The sequence below is a fragment of the Streptomyces sp. NPDC004134 genome (genome assembly GCF_042874195.1).
Classification (GTDB): domain Bacteria; phylum Actinomycetota; class Actinomycetes; order Streptomycetales; family Streptomycetaceae; genus Streptomyces.
Genome location: NZ_JBIAMS010000003.1, coordinates 53,486 through 74,050, shown reverse-complemented (window position 1 = coordinate 74,050; position 20,565 = coordinate 53,486). Strand labels below are relative to the sequence as shown.

The following is a 20,565-nucleotide window of genomic DNA, read 5'->3' as shown; positions in this document are numbered from 1 at the left end:
GCACGCCGCCGGGCCCGAGGGCGCGCTTTTCCGGGCCGCACCGCGGGATACGGAATCCGGGTTGCCGGATTCCGTATCCCGCAATGCGCGGCTCATTTCTCCGGGGCCTCGCCCGGAATTCCCAGCCGCTCGGCGAGAATGCGGCCGATGTGCGCGGCGGGGGCGGATTTCAGCATTCCGAAGTGGTTGGCCTCGATCTCGTGCGGCTCGACGTTTCCGGCGACGTACGGCTTCCAGCTCTCCACCGCGTCGGCGACGGGGAGCCCCGCCGGGCGGTCCTCGGTGGCGGCGAAGAGCAGCAGGTCGCCCGTCGTACGGCGCGGGGTGTGCTCGGGGGCGAACCCGGCCGAGTTCCGCATGACCTGCTCCATCCGCGAACGCAGCCGCCCGCTGACCCCGGGCACCGCGGCTTCGTCGCCGCCGGGGCCGAGGAGCCGGCCCTGCGGGGCGGAGGCGGCGGCGGCACGGCCGGCGGCGTCCTCGTTGGAGAACAGCGAGGTGCCGGCACCGCCGTCGGGGTACGCGTCCAGCAGCGCGAGCAGTTCCACCCGCTCGCCCAGTTCCTCCAGCCGGGCCGCGACCGCCTGCGCGAGCATGCCGCCGAAGGACCAGCCGAGCAGGTGGTAGGGGCCCTCGGGCTGCACGGTCCGCATCTCGTCGGCGTAGTCGGCGGCCATCTCGGCGACGCTCTTGGGCATCGGCTCGGGCCCCGCGAGGCCGCGCGCCTGGATGCCGTACACCGGCCGGTCATGCGGGAGATGAGGCACGAGGACCGCATAGCTCCAGGCGAGGCCGGTGGCGGAGTGCAGGCAGAACAGCGGCGGGCCGCTGCCCTCCTTGCGCAGCGGGAGCAGCACCCCGAGGTCGCCGCCGCCCTCGGTGCGGCGGGCCTGCGCGAGCGCCGCGTCGTGCTCCTCTGCCTGCCGGTCGCGTACGGTCAGCAGCCCCGCGGTGCTCCACCTGGCGCGCTCGCCGGTGCGCAGCATCCGCTCCCCCGCCGGGCCGTACGGGCAGGCCACGAAGTGCTCGCCGGTGAGGCGGGTGCTGCCGTGGTAGCCGCGGGCGAGGGTGGCGCCGGCGACGTACAGGTCGCCGACGGCGCCGGGCGGGACGGGGCGCAGCCGGTCGTCGAGGACGTAGGCGCGGGTGCGGGGCCGCAGGCTGCCGGTGGGCACCTCGGCGGGCAGGGGCGCGCCGGGGGCGGTGCGGTGGTGCAGCCAGGGTCCCGCGGTGCCGGCCGGGCCGTAGCCGGTGACCAGGGCGGCGTCCGGGTGCCGGGCGCGCCATTCGCGGGCGTCGACGTCGGAGGCGGCGGCGCCGTCCTCGATGACGGTGACCTCCGCGAACGGCGGGTCGCCCGCGGGCAGTTCGGCCAGCGTCCAGAGCAGGTCGCGGGTGGTGAGCGCGCGGCGCGCGGCGCGGGGGTCGGGCTTGCCCAGCAGGACGCTCTCGCCGGCGCAGAGCGCGCGGAGCAGCGGGGTCACCACGGCCTCGACAGGGGCGCGCTCGTCCAGGGTCAGGTGCCGCGGGCCCTCGTCGTCAGCGGCGTCCGCGGCGGTGGATCCGGCCCCGTCGGCTCCGTCCGCGAGGTGGCTGACCAGCGAGCGGTGCTCGACCAGGACGCCCGCGGGCACGCCGTGCGGCGTCGTGGAGTCCAGCAGCAGCGCGGCGTGGCCGGGCCGCGGCAGTGCGGTGCCCGTCTCGTCGGCGGGACCCGGTCCCGCGTACGTGCCGCGGGCGGCGGCCAGGACCGGGTTGCCGAGTGGGACGACCGTCATCGCGTGGTCGGCGGGCAGGAGTCCCGCGGTGGTCGCGGTGCAGATCAGCGCGCCGGGCCGGTGGCCGCGCAGCGGCGCGAGCGCCTGCATCGGCCGGTCGGGGCCGGTGAACAGGCAGGCGGCGCCGGCCTTGAGTACGCCGAGCAGCGCGACGGCGAGCCGGGCGCCAAGCGGCAGGGCCACGGCTACGACGTCCTCCGCGCCGACGCCGCGGGCGGCCAGCCGGCGGGCGAGCATCCCGGAGGCGGTGTCCAGCGCCCCGTACGTCAGCGCGCCGTCCTGGTCGGTGACGGCGACGGCGTCGGGGGTACGGGCCGCCCGGTCGGCGAGGAGGCCGACGACAGTGGTGTCCGGCAGCGGCGCCGCGGTGTCGTTCCACTCCCGTACGAGCCGGTGGTGCTCGGCCGGGTCCAGCAGCACGTCGACGTCGCCGAGGCGCACGTCCGGGTCGTCCGCGACCTGCCGCAGTACGCGCACCAGACGGCGGGCGAGCGCGGCGGCGGTGCCGGCGTCGAACAGCTCGGCGGCGTAGCGCAGGTGGCCGTCGAGGCCGTCCCCCGAACCGTCGGCGCCGTACCACTCGCTGAGGCTCACCGACAGGTCCAGCTCGGACGCGGCCGGGCCGAGGTCGAGGCGGCCGGTGCTCAGGCCCGGCAGCTCGGAGGTGTCCTCCTCGTCGGTGGTGCCGTCGCGCACGTCGAGCATGACCTGCACGACGGGGTGCCGCGCCGCGGACGGCGGCAGCTCAAGCACGTCGACCAGGCGCTCGAACGGCAGGTCCTGGTGGCGGCGCGCTTCGAGGTTCGCCTCCCGTACGCGGCCGAGCAGTTCGCGGAAGGTGGGGTCCCCCGAGGTGTCGGTGCGCAGCGCGACCGGGCCGGCGAAGGGGCCCACGACGCCCTCCAGCGCGCCCTCCTCGTCCCGCCGCGGCAGCAGCGCGCCCACGGTGATGTCGGTGCCCGCGCCCAGCCGGGTGAGCAGCAGCGCCAGCGCCGCCTGCACGACGGTGAACGCGCCTTCGCCGGCCTCGTCCAGCACCGCCAGCCGCTCGTGCACGTCGCCCTCGACGCGCAGCGGCACCTGCCCGGTACGGTGCGCCGCGAGCTGGGGCCGCGGCCGGTCGGCGGGCAGCCGCAGCTCAGGGGCGAGACCGGCGAGGGTGTCCTTCCAGTACGCGAGTTGGTCGCTGATCAGGCTCTCCGGGTCGTCCTCGCCGGCGAGGAGTTCGCGCTCCCAGAGGGCGTAGTCGGCGAACTGCAGCGGCAGCGGCGCGCGTTCGGGCGTACGCCCCTCGCGGCGCGCCCCGTACGCCGCCGACAGGTCGCGCAGCATGACGTCCAGTGACTCGTCGTCGGCGGCGATGCGGTGCACGACGAGGAGCAGGACGTGCTCCGTCTCCGACAGGGCGAACAGCGTCTGCGTCCACGGCGGTTCGCGGGTGAGGTCGAAGGAGTGCGCGGCGCGGGCCGCCAGCAGCTCCGGCAGCTCCGCTTCGGTCGCGGGGACCACCTCCGGCACGGGCCGGGCGGCGGCCGCGCCGAGGACACGCTGCCGCAGGTCGGCGCCGCTTTCGGCGGCGAAGGTGGTGCGCAGCGTGTCGTGGCGGGCCGCGACGTCGCCGAGTGCCGCGCCGAGCGCGTCACGGTCCAGCTCGCCGGTGAGGCGCAGCGCGACGGAGGTGCGGTACGCGGCGGAGTCCTCGGCGAGCCGGGACATCAGCCACGTACGCACCTGGCCCGCGGACGCCGGCACCTCGTCCGGGTGCTCGACGGCGCGCAGCGCGGGACGGGTCTTGGACGCCAGCATCCGCGTCACGCCCACGGGGGTGGGGGCGCCGAAGAACTGCCGCATGTTCAGCTCGGCGCCGAAGTCCTCCCGGACCCGGCCCGCGAGGCGCATCGCGAGGCCGGAGTCGCCGCCGAGGTCGAAGAAGCTGTCGTCGGCACCGACCCGTTCGACGCCGAGGACGTCGGCGAAGAGCGCGCACAGCGCCTCCTCGGTCTCGCCTTCGGGCGCGCGGCCGGTGGCGCGCTCGGCGAAGTCCGGGGCGGGCAGGGCGGCGCGGTCGAGCTTGCCGCTGGGCGTCAGCGGCAGGCTTTCGAGCGCGAGCACCGCCGCGGGCACCATGTGCGCGGGCAGCCGGGCGGCGGCGTGCGCGCGCACCGCGTCGATGTCCGCTTCCGGGCCGCCGGGGACGACATAGGCCACGAGCTTCTTGTCGCCGGGGCGGTCCTCGCGTACGACGACGGCGGCGCGGGACACGTCGGGGTGGGCGGCGAGGACGGCCTCGACTTCGCCCGGTTCGACGCGGAAGCCGCGGATCTTGACCTGCTCGTCGGCGCGGCCGCGGAAGGCCAGTTGCCCGTCGGGCGTCCAGGCGGCGAGGTCGCCGGAGCGGTACATGCGTGCGCCGGGCTCGAAGGGGCAGGCGACGAAGCGTTCGGCGGTGAGCCCGCCGCGGCCGATGTAGCCACGGGCCAGGCCGGGGCCCGCGATGTACACCTCGCCGGTGACGCCCTGCGGCACGGGCCGGAGGAAGTCGTCCAGCACGTAGGTGCGGGTGTTGCCGATCGGGCGGCCGATGGGGGGCGGCGGGTCGGCGGGGGTGATGTCCGCGTCGAGGGGGGTGGCGGTGGTGATGACGGTGGCCTCGGTCGGGCCGTACGTGTTCCACACCTTGGCCTGCCGGGTCCAGCGGGATGCCAGGCCGGCGGTGAGCAGTTCTGCGCCCAGCACCCAGTTCCGTACGCCCGTGACCGCGGCCGGGTCGAGGACGCTCATGAGGGACGGCACCACGCTGGCCACGGACACCCCGGCGCCACGGACCATCTCGGCCAGCGCCGCGGGCTCCACCCGCTCCTCCTCCGACGCGATCGCCAGCGTGCCGCCCGCCGCCAGCGTGACGGCGACATCCAGGACCGCGGCGTCGAAGCTGAACGACGCGAACTGCAGCGCCGTCACGTCCTCCGCCATCCCCAGGACCGGCCGCATCGCCTCGGCCAGGTTCGCCGGGCCGCGGTGGGGCACCGCGACGCCCTTGGGGCGGCCCGTGGAGCCGGAGGTGTAGATCACGTACGCGAGCTGCCCCGGCTCCAGCACCGTGCCCAGCGGCTCCACCGACTCGGCCGCGATCTCGCCCGCGGCCTCGTCCAGCCGCACCGCGCCCTCAGGTGCCAGGTCCCCGGTGCCCAGCACCACCTGCGCCCCGCAGTCGGTGACCATGAACGCCAGCCGCTCCGCCGGATACGCCGGATCCAGCGGCACATACGCGCCCTCGGCCTTCCACACCGCGAGCACCGCCGCAACCATCCCGACCCCGCGCGGCAGGCACAGCCCCACCCGCGACTCCCGGCCCACACCGAGCCGGATCAGATACCGCGCCAGCCGGTTCGCCCGCGCGTCCAGCTCCCCGTACGACACCTCCTCCGTGCCGCACCGCACGGCGACCGCCTCGGGAGCCCGCCGCGCCCGCTCCTCGAACCGGTCCAGCACCGAACCCGCAGGCACCGCCAGTTCGGTGGCATTCCACCCGGACACCACCGGCGCCCGCTCCCCGGCCGCCAGCACGTCCACGTCGCCCACCCGCACCGACGGGTCCGCCACCACCTGCTCCAGCACCCGCACCACCCGCCGGAAGATCGCCGTGGCAGCGGCGCGGTCGAACAGGTCGGGCCGGTAGTCGAGTTTGCAGCGCAGCCGGTCCCCGGCCGGGGTCACGACCAGCGTCAGCGGGTAGTGCGCCGCGTCGCGGGACATGCCCGACGGGCGGATGGTCAGCTCCGCGGGACCGGCCGCCCCGGCGGGCGGCGGGGGGAAGCTCTCGTAGAGCACGAGCGTGTCGAAGACCGCGCCGGGGCCCGCGAGGCGCTGCACCTCCGGCAGCCCGAGGTGCTGGTGCGTCATCAGCTCCGACTGGCGCCGCTGGAGGTCGGCCAGCAGCTCCGTCACCGGCTGTCCGCCGTCGAGCCGTACGCGCACCGGCTGGGTGTTGAGCAGCAGGCCCACCATCGACTCGACCCCCGCCAGCTCGGCGGGCCGGCCGGCCGCGGTGGCGCCGAAGACGACGTCCGTACGGCGCGCCAGCCGCGCCAGGACGAGGGACCAGGCGCCCTGCACCACGGTGTTGAGGGTCAGTCCCTCCGCGGCAGCCAGGTCCCGCAGGCCCTTCGTGACGTCCTCGGGGACGTCACCGAAGACGTGCTCGGGGAAGACGGCCGCGCGCGTCGGGTCGGCGGGGACGACGAGCGTCGGCTCGTCGGCTCCCGCCAGCTCCGCCTGCCAGGCGGCGCGCGCCGCGTCCTTGTCCTGGCGGCCCAGCCACGCCAGGTACTGGCCGTACGACGGCACTCTCTTCAGCTTCGCGGCGTCGCCCCCGGCCGCGTAGACGGCGGACAGCTCGGTGAGCAGGACGGGCATCGACCAGCCGTCCATGAGGATGTGGTGGAACGTCATCACCAGCCGGTGCCGGTCCTCGCCGAGGCGGACGAGGAGGAAGCGCATCAGCGGCGCGCTCGCCAGGTCGATCCGCTCGGCCAGGCGGCGCGCGGTGAGCCGGTCCAGCTCGGCCCTCGCGTCGTCCTCGGTGAGCCCCGACAGGTCCTCCTCCCGCCACGGCAGCTCCACGTCGCGCGCGATGACCTGCACCATCTTCGCTCCGCTGACCTGCCGGAAGCAGGCGCGCAGCGCGGCGTGCCGGGCGAGCAGCGCCTGCCACGACGCCCGCAGCCGGGCGGGGTCCAGCGGTCCTTCGATGTCCAGGGCGGACTGCACGGTGTAGACGTCGGGTCCGGTACCGGCGAGCGCCGCGTGGAAGAGCATGCCTTCCTGCAGCGGCGACAGCGGCCACACGTCCTCGACCAGGGATCGGCTCATCGCACTCTCCTCATCAACGGCTTCGCGCCGGTCGGCCCGGCTGGGACTGCTCGTCGGCGAACGCCGCTTCGAGCTCTTCGATCTGGTTCTGGGCGAGGTCGAGCAGGGGGAAGTCGGAGGGCGTGTGCCCGCCGGCGTCCGGGTCCTCGGTGTGCGCGGCGAGTCCGGCCAGCAGCTCCAGCCAGGCGGCGCCCAGGCGTTCGGCGTCCGCGTCGGCCAGCAGCCCACCCGCCCACGACAGGGTCACCGTCAGCGCGGGGCCCGCGGGCCCGTCCTGCACGACGGCGCCCGCCTCCAGCGCGTGCGCCACGGGCATGCCGGCGGCGGCGGAGCCGCCGACCGCGGTCTCGCCGGCCGGCTGCCAGGCCCGTACGGGACCCGCGGGGCCGGCGGCGGGGAATCGGCCGAGGTAGTTGAAGCCGATCTGCGGCTGCGGCAGCGCCGCCATCGCGGCCGCCGACCCGGGGTCGAGGTGGCGCAGCAGCTCGTGGCCGAGGCCGTCGCCGGGGACCTCCTGCGCCTGTTCCTTGACGGACTTCAGCAGCTCGCCCGCGGCGGCGCCGCCGGCCCGTACGCCGTCGAGGTCGATGCCCGACGTCCGCAGCCGCAGCGGGTGCACGCCGGTGAACCAGCCCACCGTCCGCGTCAGGTCGAGGTCGCCGACGGGCTCGCGGCCGTGCCCCTCGATGTCCACGAGCACGCCGTCGTACGCCCCCGGCCGCCACCCCGCGACCGCCCCGGCCAGCGTGGCGAGCAGCACCTCGTGGACGCCGCAGTGGAACACCGCCGGCGTACGGCCCACCAGCGTGGCGGACTGGGCCGCGGGCACGGTCCAGGAGCGGTTGCGCAGCGTGGGGGCGGTGTCGACGGCGGGGTCGAGCGGCCGGTCGCCCAGCGGCGGCTCGGGCTCGCCCAGCAGCGCCGTCCACTGCTCCAGCTCCGCCCGCCGCCGCTCGCTCGCGGCCTCGGCCACGAGCGTGCGGGCCCAGCGGCGGAACGACACCGCGACCGGGTCGAGTACGGGCTCCTCCCCCGCGGCCGCGGCCTCGCACGCGGCCTGGAGATCCGGCAGCAGGATCCGCCAGGACACCCCGTCGACCACGAGGTGGTGCACGGCGAGCACCACCCGCCCGGCCCGCCCGGGGCCGGTGTCCAGCCACACCGCCTGCACCATCACGCCCGCCGCCGGGTCCAGCCGCGCGACCGCCTCGCGGGCGACGGCGGTCGCCGCCTCGTCAAGACCGTCGTCGGGCACGTGAGCCGCGTCGAGACGGCTCACCAGGTCCGCGGCGTCGTACGTACCGCGCTCGGCGACGACGAGCCTGGGGTCCGCCGCGTCGGACAGGTCGGTGCGGGCCCGCAGCATGTCGTGCGTGTCGAGCAGCGCGCCGAGCCCCGTGGCCAGCACGTCCGCGGTCAGGTCCGCGGGGGCGCCGACGACGGTCCACTGCGCGAACCGGCCGCCCGCCACGCCTTCGCCGAGCCGCCGCATGACCGGCGTCCACGGCACCTCGCCGACGCCCACGTCCGCCACCGCCGCCGCACCGTCCGCCGTCTGCACGACCAGCGCCAGCCGCTCCGGGGTCTTCTCCTCGAAGACCTGCCGCGGCGTCAGCACGTACCCCGCGCGCCGGGCGCGGGAGGCGAGCTGCATCGAGGTGATGGAGTCACCGCCCAGCGCGAAGAAGCTGTCGTCGGGCCCGACCCGCTCCAGCGCCAGCACCTCGGCGAACAGCGCGCACAGCGCCGCCTCCGCCGCCGTGCGCGGCTCGCGGTCGGAGACCAGCCCGGCGAAATCGGGGGCAGGCAGCGCCCCGCGGTCCACCTTGCCGTGCGGGGTGAGCGGCATCCGCTCCAGCGGCACGACGGCCGCCGGCACCATGTACTCGGGCAGCCGCTCGCGTACGTACTCGCGCAGCGCTGGCGGCAGTTCGCCGTCGTCGTACGGGCCTGAGGGAACGACGTACGCGACGAGCCTGCTCTCGCCCGGCCGGTCCTGCCGGGCGACGACCACGGCCTGGGCGACGTCCGGGTGCGCGCCGAGCGCGGCTTCGATCTCGCCGGGCTCGATCCGGTGGCCGCGCACCTTGACCTGATCGTCTGCCCGCCCGGCGAAGACCAGTTCGCCCTCGCCGGTCCAGCGCGCGAGGTCGCCGGTGCGGTACATCCGCTCGCCGGGCGTGAACGGGCAGGCCACGAACCGCTCCGCGGTCAGCCCCGGACGGCCGCGGTAGCCGCGGGCCAGGCCGGGCCCGGCGACGTACAGCTCCCCGGTGACACCCGGCGCGACGGGCTGCAGGAAGGCGTCGAGGACGAAGGCGCGGACGTTCGCCATCGGGGAGCCGATCGGCACGGGGTCGCTGCCGGGCGTCAGCGGTGCGCTCATCGCGGCGCAGACGGTGACCTCGGTGGGCCCGTACGCGTTGATCATCCGCCGCCCCGACGACCAGCGGTCGACCAGCCCGGGCGGGCACGCCTCACCGGCGACGACGAGGGTTTCGAGGGTGTCCGGCACCTCGTCTGCGACGGCGGGGACGCTCGGCGGGACCGTCACGTGGGTGGCACCGGCGGCGCGGAGGGCGTCGCCCAGGGAGACGTGCGGCGGCAGTTCGCCGGCGGCGGGGACGACGAGCGCCGCGCCCGACAGCAGCGCCATGCACAGCTCGGAGACGGCGGCGTCGAAGCTCACCGACGCGAACTGCAGCACACGGGACCGCGGGCCGACCGCGAAGCGGTCGATCTGCGCGCGGGCCAGGTTGCCCAGGCCGCGGTGGGAGACGACGACGCCCTTGGGGGTGCCGGTGGAACCGGAGGTGTAGATGACGTACGCGGCATGATCGGCGGTCAGCGGGCCCCGTCGCTCGTCCGCCGCCGGCACCCCGCCCCGGTACGCGGCCACTTCGGCGGCCACCGCCGGGTCGTCCAGCACCACGGTGCGGAGGCCGTCCGGCAGTGCGTCCCGCGTCGCCGACGTGCACAGGACCACAGCCGGATCGGCGTCTGCCAGCACGAACGCCAGCCGTTCGGCCGGATATCCGGGGTCCACGGGTACGAACACGCCCCCCGCCAGCGACACGGCAAGCAGCGCCTCGACCTGGGCCGCCGACCGCTCCGCCACCACCGCCGCCCGGGCCTCGGGCCCCACGCCCGCCGCCACGAGGTACCGGGCCAGCCGCCCCGCACGGTCCGCCAACTCCCCGTACGACAGCGACTCGTCCCCCGCCACCAACGCGGCCGCCTCCGGCGACCGTCCCACCTGGGCGCCGAACAGCTCGGGCAGCGGGGCGGCCGGTAGCGGGCCCCCGGTGCGGTTCCACTCGTCGGTCACCAGCGCGCGGCTCGCCTCGGTCACGGCGGCCACGCGTCCCACGGGCGCGGCGGGGTCGGCGACGAGCTGTGTCAGCACGTGCTCGAAGGAGGCGAGGATGTCCTCGGCACGGTCGCGGTCGAAGACGTCGGGGCGGTAGATGAAGTCGCCCTGGATGCGCTCGCCGGGGACGGCGATCAGCGTCAGCGGGTAGTGGCCGGTGTCCTCGGTGACGCCCGCGGGGCGGATCGTCAGCGCCTCGGGGCCGGGCGAACCGGCGGGCGGCGCCGGGTAGTTCTCGAAGACCACGAGCGTGTCGAACGTACCGCCCGCGCCGGCCGCCTTCTGCACCTCCTGGAGCCCGATGTGCTGGTGCGCCATCAGCGCCACCTGCCGCTCCTGCAGCCCGGCCAGCATGTCGGCCACCGGCTGCGCGCCGTCCAGCCGGACGCGCACCGGCAGGGTGTTGATGAACAGTCCGATGATCGACTCCACACCCGGCAGCTCGGGCGGGCGGCCCGCGGCGGTGGCGCCGAACACCACGTCGTCCCGGCCCGCGAGCCGTGCGAGCACCAGCGCCCACGCGCCCTGCACCACGGTGTTCACGGTGACCCCGTGCGCCCGCGCCAGCTCCGCCACTCCGGCCGACAGCTCCGCGCCGAACTCGTAGCGCACCCGCTCCGGCAGCACCGGCGCCCGCACCGACTCCGCCGGCACGACGAGCGTCGGCTCGTCGGCCCCGGCCAGCTCCGCGCGCCACGCCTCCCTTGCCGCGTCCTCGTCCTGGCGGGCGAGCCAGCCGAGGTAGTCGGCGTACGAGGCGACGGCCGGCAGCCGGCTGCCGTCGCCGGCGGCGGCGTACGCGGCGGAGACCTCGCCGATCAGCAGGGGCAGCGACCAGCCGTCCATGACGATGTGGTGGTTGCCGACCAGGAGCTGGTGCCGGTGTTCACCGAGACGTACCAGCAGGAACCGCAGCGGCGGCGCGGTGGTGAGGTCGAACCGCTCGGCCCGGTCCTCTTCCGTCAGCCGCCGCAGCTCGCGCTCCGCGTCGGCCGCGTCGAGCCCGGAGAGGTCGGTCTCGCGCCAGGGCAGCGGTACGTCGCGGGCGATGACCTGCACCGCCTCGCCCGACGCGAGCCGGTGGAAGCTCGCGCGGAGGATCGGGTGCCGGTCGAGCACCGTCGCCCAGGCGGCGCGCAGCCGGTCCGTGTCCAGCGGGCCGTCGAGCGCGAGGGCGCGGCGGCCCTCGTACACGTCCGGTCCCGCGTCGTCGAAGTCGGCGTGGAACAGCAGCCCTTGCTGCAGCGGCGACAGCGGCCACACGTCGGCCAGCGCGGGCACGGCCGTCTCCAGTTCGGTCACCGCGTCCTGGGTGAGGCCGAGGAGCGGGAAGTCGGAGGGGGTGTGCCCGCCCGCCGCCGGATCGTCGGTGTGGGCGGCGAGCCCGGCGATCATGCGCAGCCAGATGGCGCCCAGGCGGTCGGCGTCCGCGTCGTCCAGCAGCCCGCTCGCCCAGGCGAGCGTCAGTGTCAGCTCCGGTCCGTCGGGCCCGTCCTGGACGACGGCCCCCGCCTCCAGCGCGTGCGCCACCGGCATGTCGGGGGCGACGGAGCCACCAAGAGCGGTGTCGCCGGCGGGCTGCCACGCGCGTACGGACGCAGCGGGTGCGGCGGCGGGGAAGCGGCCGAGGTAGTTGAAGCCGATCTGCGGCCGCGGCAGGGCGGCCATGGCGTCGGCGGTCTCGGGGTGGAGATGCCGCAGCAGGTCGTGCCCGAGGCCGTCGCCGGGGATCGCCCGGACCTGCTCCTTCACGGACTTCAGCAGCCCGCCGGCGGCGGCGCCCCCGGCAAGGACGTCATCGAGGCGTACGCCGGAGACGTCGACGCGCACCGGGTGGGAACTGGTGAACCAGCCCACCGTGCGCGACAGGTCCACTTCCCCGTCCGACTCGCGGCCGTGCCCCTCGATGTCGACGAGCACGCCGTGGTCGGCGGTGCCGGGGCGCCAGTGGACGACGGCCCCGGCGAGGGTGGCGAGCAGCACCTCGTGCACCCCGGTGTGGAACGCGGCCGGCACCCGCCCGGCGACGACGGCGGCCTGGGCGGCGGGCACGGTCCACTCCCGTCGGCGCTGAATAACGGCGGTGTCGGCGGCGGGGTCGAGGGGGCGGTGGCCGAGGGGGGGTTCGGGGGTGCCGAGGAGGTCGGTCCAGGGCTGGAGTTCGGCGGCGCGGTGACTGCTCGCCGCCTGGGTGACGAGTTCGCGTGCCCAGTGCCGGAAGGGGGTGGGTACGGGGTCGAGGGCGGGCTGCCGGTTGTCGGCGAGCGCAGCGCAGGCGGAGTGCAGGTCGGGGAGGAGGATCCGCCAGGACATGCCGTCGACCACGAGGTGATGGACGACGACGATCAGCCGGCCGGCCCGGGACGGCCCGGCGTCCAGCCAGACGACGTGCGCCATCGCCCCGTTGGCGGGGTCGAGTCGCGCGACGGCGGTACGGGCTTCCCGGGCGGCGAGCACATCGAGGTCGGTCATGTCGGCGGCGTCGATACGGGTGACGAGACGGGCCGGGTCGACGGTGCCGCGTTCGGGGACGACCAGGCGGGGGTTCCCCGGATCCGAGACGTCGGCGCGGGCGCGGAGCATGGCGTGCGTGTCGAGCAGGGCACCGAGGCCGCCGGTCAGTACGGGGAGGGTGAGGGACTCGGGCGCACCGACGACCATCCACTGGGCGAAGTCGGCGTCCGCCGCCCGTACGCCCTGCGCCCGCATCGCCGGTGTCCACGGCACCTCGCCGGTGTCCCGGGCATGGGCAGGTGCCGGGAGAGCAGTGCTGGCGGCACCGGCGACGACCGCGAGCCGCTCGGGGGTCCGCTGCTCGAAGACCTGCCGCGGGGTGAGCACGAGCCCTTCGCCACGGGCGCGGGAGGCGAGTTGCATGGAGGTGATGGAGTCGCCGCCGAGAGCAAAGAAGTCGTCGTCCGCACCGACCCGCTCGAGCGACAGGACGTCGGCGAAGAGGGCGCACAGCGTCTCCTCGGTCTCGCCCTCGGGCGCGCGACCGGTCGCCCGCTCGGCGAGGTCGGGCGCGGGGAGTGCGGCGCGGTCGGTCTTGCCGTTGGGGGTGAGCGGCAGAGCGTCGAGAACGACGACGGCCGCGGGGATCATGTGCTCGGGCAGCCGGTTGGCGGCGAACCCGCGTACGGCGTCGGTATCGACGTCGCCGACGACGTAGGCGACCAGGCGCTTGTCGCCGGGGCGATCCTCGCGTACGACCACGGCCGCGTGCGACACGTCGGGGTGGGCGGCAACAACGGCTTCGATCTCGCCGGGCTCGATACGGAAGCCGCGGATCTTGACCTGTTCGTCGGCGCGGCCGGCGAAGTGCAGCAGCCCGTCGTCGGACCAGCGGGCCAGGTCACCGGAGCGATACATGCGCCCACCGGGCTCGAAGGGACAGGCGACGAACCGCTCAGCCGTCAGCCCACCGCGGCCGATGTAACCGCGGGCCAGACCAGGACCCGCGATGTACAACTCGCCTACGACACCGGGGGGTACGGGCCGGAGGAAGTCGTCCAGCACATACGTATGGGCGTTGCCGATCGGGCGGCCGATGGCCGGAGACGGGTCGTGTGGATCGACGTCCGCGTCCAGCGGGGTGGCGGTGGTGATCACGGTCGCCTCAGTCGGCCCGTACGTGTTCCACACCCTGGCCTGCCGCGACCAACGCGACGCCAGGTCCGCGGTCAGCAACTCCGCACCCAGCACCCAGTTCCGCACACCCATGACCGCAGCCGGATCGAGGACACTCATGAGAGACGGCACCACGCTCGCCACCGACACCCCGGCGCCACGGATCATCTCCGCCAGCGCCGCGGGCTCTTCGCGCTCTTCGCGGGTCGCGATCGCCAACGTGCCACCCGCCGCCAACGTGACCGTCACGTCCAGCACCGCGGCGTCGAAGCTGAACGACGCGAACTGCAACGCCGTCACACCCCCGGCAACACCGAGAACCGACCGCATCGCCTCCGCCAAGTTCGCCAGGCCCTCATGCGGAACCGCCACGCCCTTCGGACGCCCCGTCGACCCCGACGTATAGATCACATACGCGAGCTGCCCAGGCCGGAGCATCGTCCCCAACGGCTCCGCCGACTCCGCCGCGATCTCCCCCGCCGCCTCGTCCAGCCGCACCGCGCCCTCAGGCACCAGGTCCCCGGTGCCCAGCACCACCTGCGCACCGCTGTCGGCGACCATGAACGCCAACCGCTCCGCCGGATAAGCGGGGTCAAGCGGCACATACGCGCCCCCCGCCCTCCACACCGCGAGAATCCCCGCAACCATCTCCACACCCCGCGGCAAGCACAGCCCCACCCGCGACTCCCGGCCCACACCGAGCCGCTGGAGATACCGCGCCAGCCGATTCACCCACTGGTCCAACTCCCCGTACGACAACTCCTCCGCACCACACCGCACAGCGACCACATCCGGCGCCCGCCGCACCCACGCCTCGAACCGGTCCAGCACCGACCCCACCGGCACCGCAAGCTCCGTGGCATTCCACCCGGACACCACCGACGCCCGCTCCCCGGACGTCAGCACGTCCACATCCCCGACCCGTACCTCCGGGTCCGCCACCACCTGCTCAAGCACCCGCACCAACCGCCGGGCCAACCCCTCCGCCTCGTCCGCCCCGAACAGATCCGGTCGGTAGGTCACCCGCACGTGCAGCCGGTCCGCCGGTACCACCCCGATGGCCAGCGGGTAGTGCGTGCCCGCCATGCTGCGTACCTGGGTGATGCCGATGGCGTCGTCCGCGGGGCCGGAGCCGGGGAGCTCAAGGTCGTTCCGCGGGTAGTTCTCGAACATCAGCATCGTGTCGAAGGTCGCGCCCGCTCCGGCGAGTTCCTGGATCTCCTGGAGGCCGAGGTGCTGGTGCCCCATCAGCGCAGACTGCCGCCGCTGCACCTCCGCAAGCAGCTCCACCACCCGCTGCCCGCCCTCCAGTCGCACCCGCACCGGCAACGTGTTGATGAAGAGACCCACCATCGCCTCGACACCCGGCAACTCAGGAGGGCGCCCCGCCACCGTCGCGCCGAAGACCACGTCCGAACGACGCGCCAACCGCGCCAGCACCAAGGCCCACGCCCCCTGCACCACCGTGTTGACCGTCAGCCCCCGCCCACGCGCCCACACCCCCAGCGCAGCCGTCGACTCGTCCGTGAGCCCGACCAGGCACTCCTCCGGCACGACGGGTTCGCGTCCCGGATCGGCGGGCACGACCAGCGTCGGCTCGTCCGCTCCCGCCAGCTCCGCCCGCCATGCCTCCCGGGCCGCCTCCTTGTCCTGCCGGCCCAGCCAGGCCAGGTAGTCGCCGTACGAGGCGGCGGGCTTGCGGCCGGAGTCGGTGCCTCCGGCCGCGTACACCTCGGCCACCTCGTTGAAGACGACCGGCATCGACCAGCCGTCGGCCAGGATGTGGTGGCTGGTGATGACCATCCGGTGCGCGCGGTCGCCGAGGCGGATCAGCAGGAACCGCAGCAGCGGTGCCCGTCCCAGGTCCATCGGCTGCCGCAGTTCCTCCGCCGCCAGCCGTGCCACCGCTTCGGGCACGCCGGCGTCCGTCCCCGACAGGTCCACCGTTCGCCAGGGCAACGACACGTCACGCTCGACGACCTGCACCGCCTCTCCCGACGCGGCCAGCCGGTGGAAGCTCGCGCGGAGCGCGGTGTGGCGGGCGAGGACGGTCTCCCAGGCGGCGCGCAGCCGCCGGGTGTCCAGGGGCCCGTCGAGGGCCAGGACGCGCTGGCTCTTGTAGACGTCCGGGCTGTCGTCGTCGTAGGTGGCGTGGAAGAGCATGCCTTCCTGGAGGGGCGACAGCGGCCAGATGTCCGCGGGCGCGGGCACGGCCGCTTCCAGTTCCTCGACGGCCTCCTGGGTGAGGGTCAGGAGCGGGAAGTCGGAGGGGGTGTGCCCGCCGGCCGCCGGGTCCCCGGTGTGGGCGGCGAGGCCGGCCAGCAGCTCCAGCCAGGCGGCGCCGAGGCGTTCGGCGTCCGCGTCGGCCAGCAGCCCGCCCACCCACGACAGGGTGATGCTCAACTCGGGCCCGGCCGCCGTGTCACGCACGGCGGCGCTCGCCTCCAAGGCGTGCGCCAGCGGCAAGCCGGGGTCGACGGAGCCGCCGACGGCGGTTTCGCCGGCGAGCTGCCAGGCTCCGGCAGGACCCGAGGGGCCGCCGGAGGCGAAGCGGCCGAGGTAGTTGAAGCCGATCTGCGGCTGCGGCAGCGCCGCCATCGCCTCTGCCGTCTCGGCGTTGAGGTAGCGCAGCAGTTCGTAGCCGAGGCCGTCCCCGGGGACGGCGCGCGCCTGCTCCTTCACGGCCTTCAGCAGCGCGCCGGCCGCCGCACCGCCGTTCCGTACGCCGTCGAGGTCGATCCCCGAGACCGAAGCCCGCACGGGCCGGGCGCTGGTGAACCAGCCGACCGTACGCGCCAGATCGGCATCCCCGACCGGTTCGCGCCCGTGCCCCTCGATGTCCACGAGGACGCCGTCGTACGGGCCAGGCCGCCACCCGGCGACCGCCCCCACCAGCGTGGCGAGCAGCACCTCGTGGACGCCGGTGTGGAACGCGACCGGTGTGTGGCCGGTCAGCGTCTCGGCCTGCGCGGCGGGCACGGTCCAGGTGCGCGAGCGCAGGGTCGCCGCGGTGTCGCGCGCCGGGTCGAGCGCGCGCGGGCCGAGCGGCGGCTCGGGCGCGCCGAGCAGTTCGGCCCAGGCGGCGGCCTCCGCCGTCCGCTCCGGCTGCCCGGCCTGCGCCGCCAGCTCCCGCGACCAGCGCCGGAACGACGTCGCCACCGGCTCCAGCTCCGGCTTCCGCCCCTCCCCCACCGCCTCACACGCAGCCCGCAAATCCGGCAGCAGAATCCGCCACGACACCCCATCGACCACCAGATGATGGACCACCAGCACGATCCGCCCCACCCGCGCGGGCCCCGCATCCAGCCAGACGACCTGGACCATGACCCCGGCCGCCGGATCCAGCCGCCCGGCCGCGGCGCGCGCCTCGCGCTCGGCGAGCGCGTCGAGACCGCCGCCGCCGGGGTCGTCAGGGTCGTCCGCATCCGACGCGTCGATACGGGTGACGAGCGCGACCGGGTCGACCGAGCCGCGCTTGCCGACCGTCAGCCGCGGGTGCGCCGCGTCCGCCAGGTCGGTGCGGGCCCGCAGCATGTCGTGCGCGTCGAGGACCGCGCCCAGGCCGCCCGTCAGCGCCGCGAGCCCCAGGCCCGCCGGTGCGCCCGCGACCGTCCACTGCGCGAACCCGGGCGCCGCGGCCCGTACGCCCAGGCGCCGCATGACCGGCGTCCACGGCACGTCGCCCACGCCGTCGTCCCGCACGGCGGACCGGGGGCGCGCAGAGCCGGCGACCAGGGCGAGGCGCTCCGGGGTCTTCTCCTCGAAGACCTGCCGCGGCGTCAGCATGTACCCCGCACGCCGGGCGCGGGAGGCGAGCTGCATCGAAGTGATGGAATCGCCGCCCAGCGCGAAGAAGTCGTCGTCCGCACCGACCCGTTCCAGCCCCAGCACCTCGGCGAACAGCGCGCACAGCGCCTCTTCCGCCGCGCCCGCGGGCGCTCGGCCGGTCGCGCGCCCGGCGAAGCCGGGGGCGGGCAGCGCCGCCCAGTCGACCTTGCCGTTGACCGTCAGCGGCAGTTCGTCGAGCACCACCACCGCGGCCGGAACCATGTACTCCGGCAGCACGGCGGCGACGTGCCCGCGCAGGTGCTCCGCCTCGACGGGCCGGCTGTCCGGCACGACGTAGCCGACGAGCCGCTTCTCGCCCGGCCGGTCCTCGCGCGCCACCACCACGGCCTGCGCGACGTCCTCGTGGACGGCGAGGACGGCCTCCACCTCGCCCAGCTCCACCCGGTAGCCGCGGATCTTCACCTGCTCGTCGGCGCGGCCCGCGAAGTGCAGCAGCCCGTCGTCCGTCCAGCGGGCGAGGTCCCCGGTGCGGTACATCCGCCCGCCCGTGTCGAACGGGCAGGCCACGAAGCGCTCGGCGGTCAGGGCCGCGCGCCCCAGGTAGCCCCGGGCGAGGCCAGGCCCGGCGACGTACAGCTCGCCGACGACGCCCGGGGGCACCGGCTGGAGGAACGCGTCCAGCACGTACACCCGCCGGTTGGCCATCGGCCGCCCGATGGGCAGCACGGCACCCGCCGTGTCGCCGGGGTGCAGGGTGTGCCACGTCGCGCAGAGAGTGATCTCGGTGGGCCCGTAGAGATGCCGTACGGAGAGGTCAGGGCACGCCTCGCGGACGCGGGCGACCGCCGCGGCCGACACCACGTCGCCGCCGGTGAGCACTTCGCGCAGGCCGGCGAAGCACTCCGGGGCCTCCTCGGCGAGCACCCGGAACAGCCCGGCGGTGACGTGCAGTCTGCTCACGCCCGCACCGGCCACGGCCCGCCGCACCCGCTCCGCGTCGACCACGCCCGGCTCCGCGATCACGACCCGGCCGCCGGCGGCGAGCGGCACCCACACCTCGTACAGCGAGATGTCGAACGCGTGCGGCGCGTGCATCAGCACCGCCTCGCCCGGACCGGCCGCCCAGCCGCTCTCACCTGCCAGCACCACGACGGCGCCGTGCGGCACGGCCACGCCTTTGGGCGTCCCCGTCGAGCCGGACGTGTACATCACGTACGCCACGTCGGCGGCGGCCACCGGCACGTGGGCGGTGGCAGGGCGGCCGGCGAGGGCAGCCGCGGTCGGCGGCTCGTCGAGGACGACGAGCACCGCGGCGGCCTCGCCGGGCACCGCCGCCCGCGTCTCCCGGGTGCACACCACGGCCGCGGGGGCGGAGTCGGCCAGCAGGAAGGCGACCCGCTCCGCGGGGTAGCCGGGGTCCACCGGCACATACGCGGCGCCGGCCTTCCATACGCCGAGCAGCACCACGAGCAGGTCCGCGGACCGCTCCATGACGACCGCGACCCGGTCACCGCGGCGCACTCCGGCGTCCGTCAGATGCGCCGCGAACCGCGCGGAGGCGGCGTCCAGTTCCCCGTACGACAGTGTCCGCGGTCCGTCGGTCACGGCCGGCGCTTCCCGTGACCGTACGGCGTGGGCGGCGAACAGCTCCGGCACGGAGGCGGCGGGCAGCGGGGCCCCGGTGTCGTTCCACTCCCCCACCACGCGCGCCCGGTCCGCGTCCGCGACCATGTCGATCCGGCCCACGGGCGCCGCCGGGTCCGCGGCGATCTGCTCCAGGACGCGCACCAGGCGCTCGAAGACGGTGCGGGCCGCGGCCCGGTCGAAGAGGTCGGGGCGGTAGTCGAGCTTGAAGCTCATCTGCTCGCCGGGGGCGGCGACGAGCGTCAGCGGGTAGTGCGCCGCCTCCTGGCCGCCGGCCATACGGATGGCGAACATGCCGGGATCAGGGGCCCCTTCGGGCGGCAGCGGGTAGTTCTCGTAGACGACGATCGTGTCGAAGACACCGCCGGATCCGGCGACCCGCTGGACCTCCGGCAGGCCGAGGTGCTGATGAGCGACGAGCGCGGACTGCCGGTCCTGGAGGGCGGAGAGCATGTCGGCCACCGGCTGCGCGCCGTCGAGCCGGACGCGCACGGGCAGGGTGTTGATGAACAGGCCGACCATCGACTCGACCCCCGGCAGCTCCGGCGGCCGGCCGGAGGCGGTGGCGCCGAACACCACGTCCGTACGCCCCGCAAGCCGCGCCAGCACCAGCGCCCAGGCGCCCTGTACGACGGTGTTGAGCGTCAGACCGCGGGCGCGCGCCAGCGCGACCAGGCCCACGTACAGCTCCTGCGGGATCTCGGCGATCAGGCTCTCCGGCGCCACGGGCAGCCGGCCGGGGTCGGCGGGTGCGACGAGCGTCGGCTCGTCGGCCCCCGCCAGCTCCGCGCGCCAGGCGGCCCGCGCGGCGTCCTTGTCCTGGCGGCGCAGCCACGCCAGATACTCGCGGTACGACGTGACCGGCGGCAGCCCGCGCGTGTCACCACCCGCCGCGTACACCGCCGACAGCTCGCCGAGCAGCACCGGCATCGACCAGCCGTCCATGAGCACGTGGTGGCTGGTGACGACCAGCCGGTGGCGCTCGGCGCCGAGCCGGACGAGGAGCAGCCGCAGCAGCGGAGCGACGGCAGGATCGAACCGCTCCGCCCGGGCGCGGGCCGCCAGCCGCCCGGCCTCGGCGAGCGCCTCGGCCTCCGGCCGGTCGGAGACGTCGGCCACCTCCCACGGCAGCGCCACGTCCCGCGCGATGACCTGCACTGCCTCGCCCGACTTGCGCCGCCGGAAGCTCGCGCGCAGCGCGGCGTGCCGTTCCAGCAGCGCCTCCCACGACGCCCGCAGCCGCTCCGGGTCCACGGGGCCGACCAGTTCCAGCAGCCGCTGGCCCTGGTAGACGTCCGGGCCCTCTTCATCGAAGGCGGCGTGGAACAGCAGGCCCTCCTGCAGCGGCGACAGCGGCCACACGTCCTCGACGGCGGATCGGGTCATCGCTCTGTCTCTCCTCACGGCGGATCGCTGGCTGCGGCTTCTGGTGGTCTGCGGGTCTGCGGGCTTCGGGTCTACGGGCTTTTCGGGTCTACGGGG

The 20,565-nt window shown here is 75.4% G+C and carries 2 protein-coding genes; both read right to left on the bottom strand.

Going from position 1 to position 20,565, the window contains the following annotated elements:
* Nucleotides 1–92 precede the first annotated feature (92 nt).
* On the bottom strand, nt 93–6,650 hold the full coding sequence (locus tag ACFYVJ_RS05535) for an amino acid adenylation domain-containing protein (RefSeq protein ID WP_388886872.1): 6,558 nt from the start codon (nt 6,648–6,650) through the stop codon (nt 93–95).
* Nucleotides 6,651–6,663: 13 nt separating this feature from the next.
* Complete coding sequence (locus ACFYVJ_RS05530; protein WP_388886870.1) at nt 6,664–20,469, bottom strand: amino acid adenylation domain-containing protein; 13,806 nt, start codon at nt 20,467–20,469, stop codon at nt 6,664–6,666.
* Nucleotides 20,470–20,565: the final 96 nt, after the last annotated feature.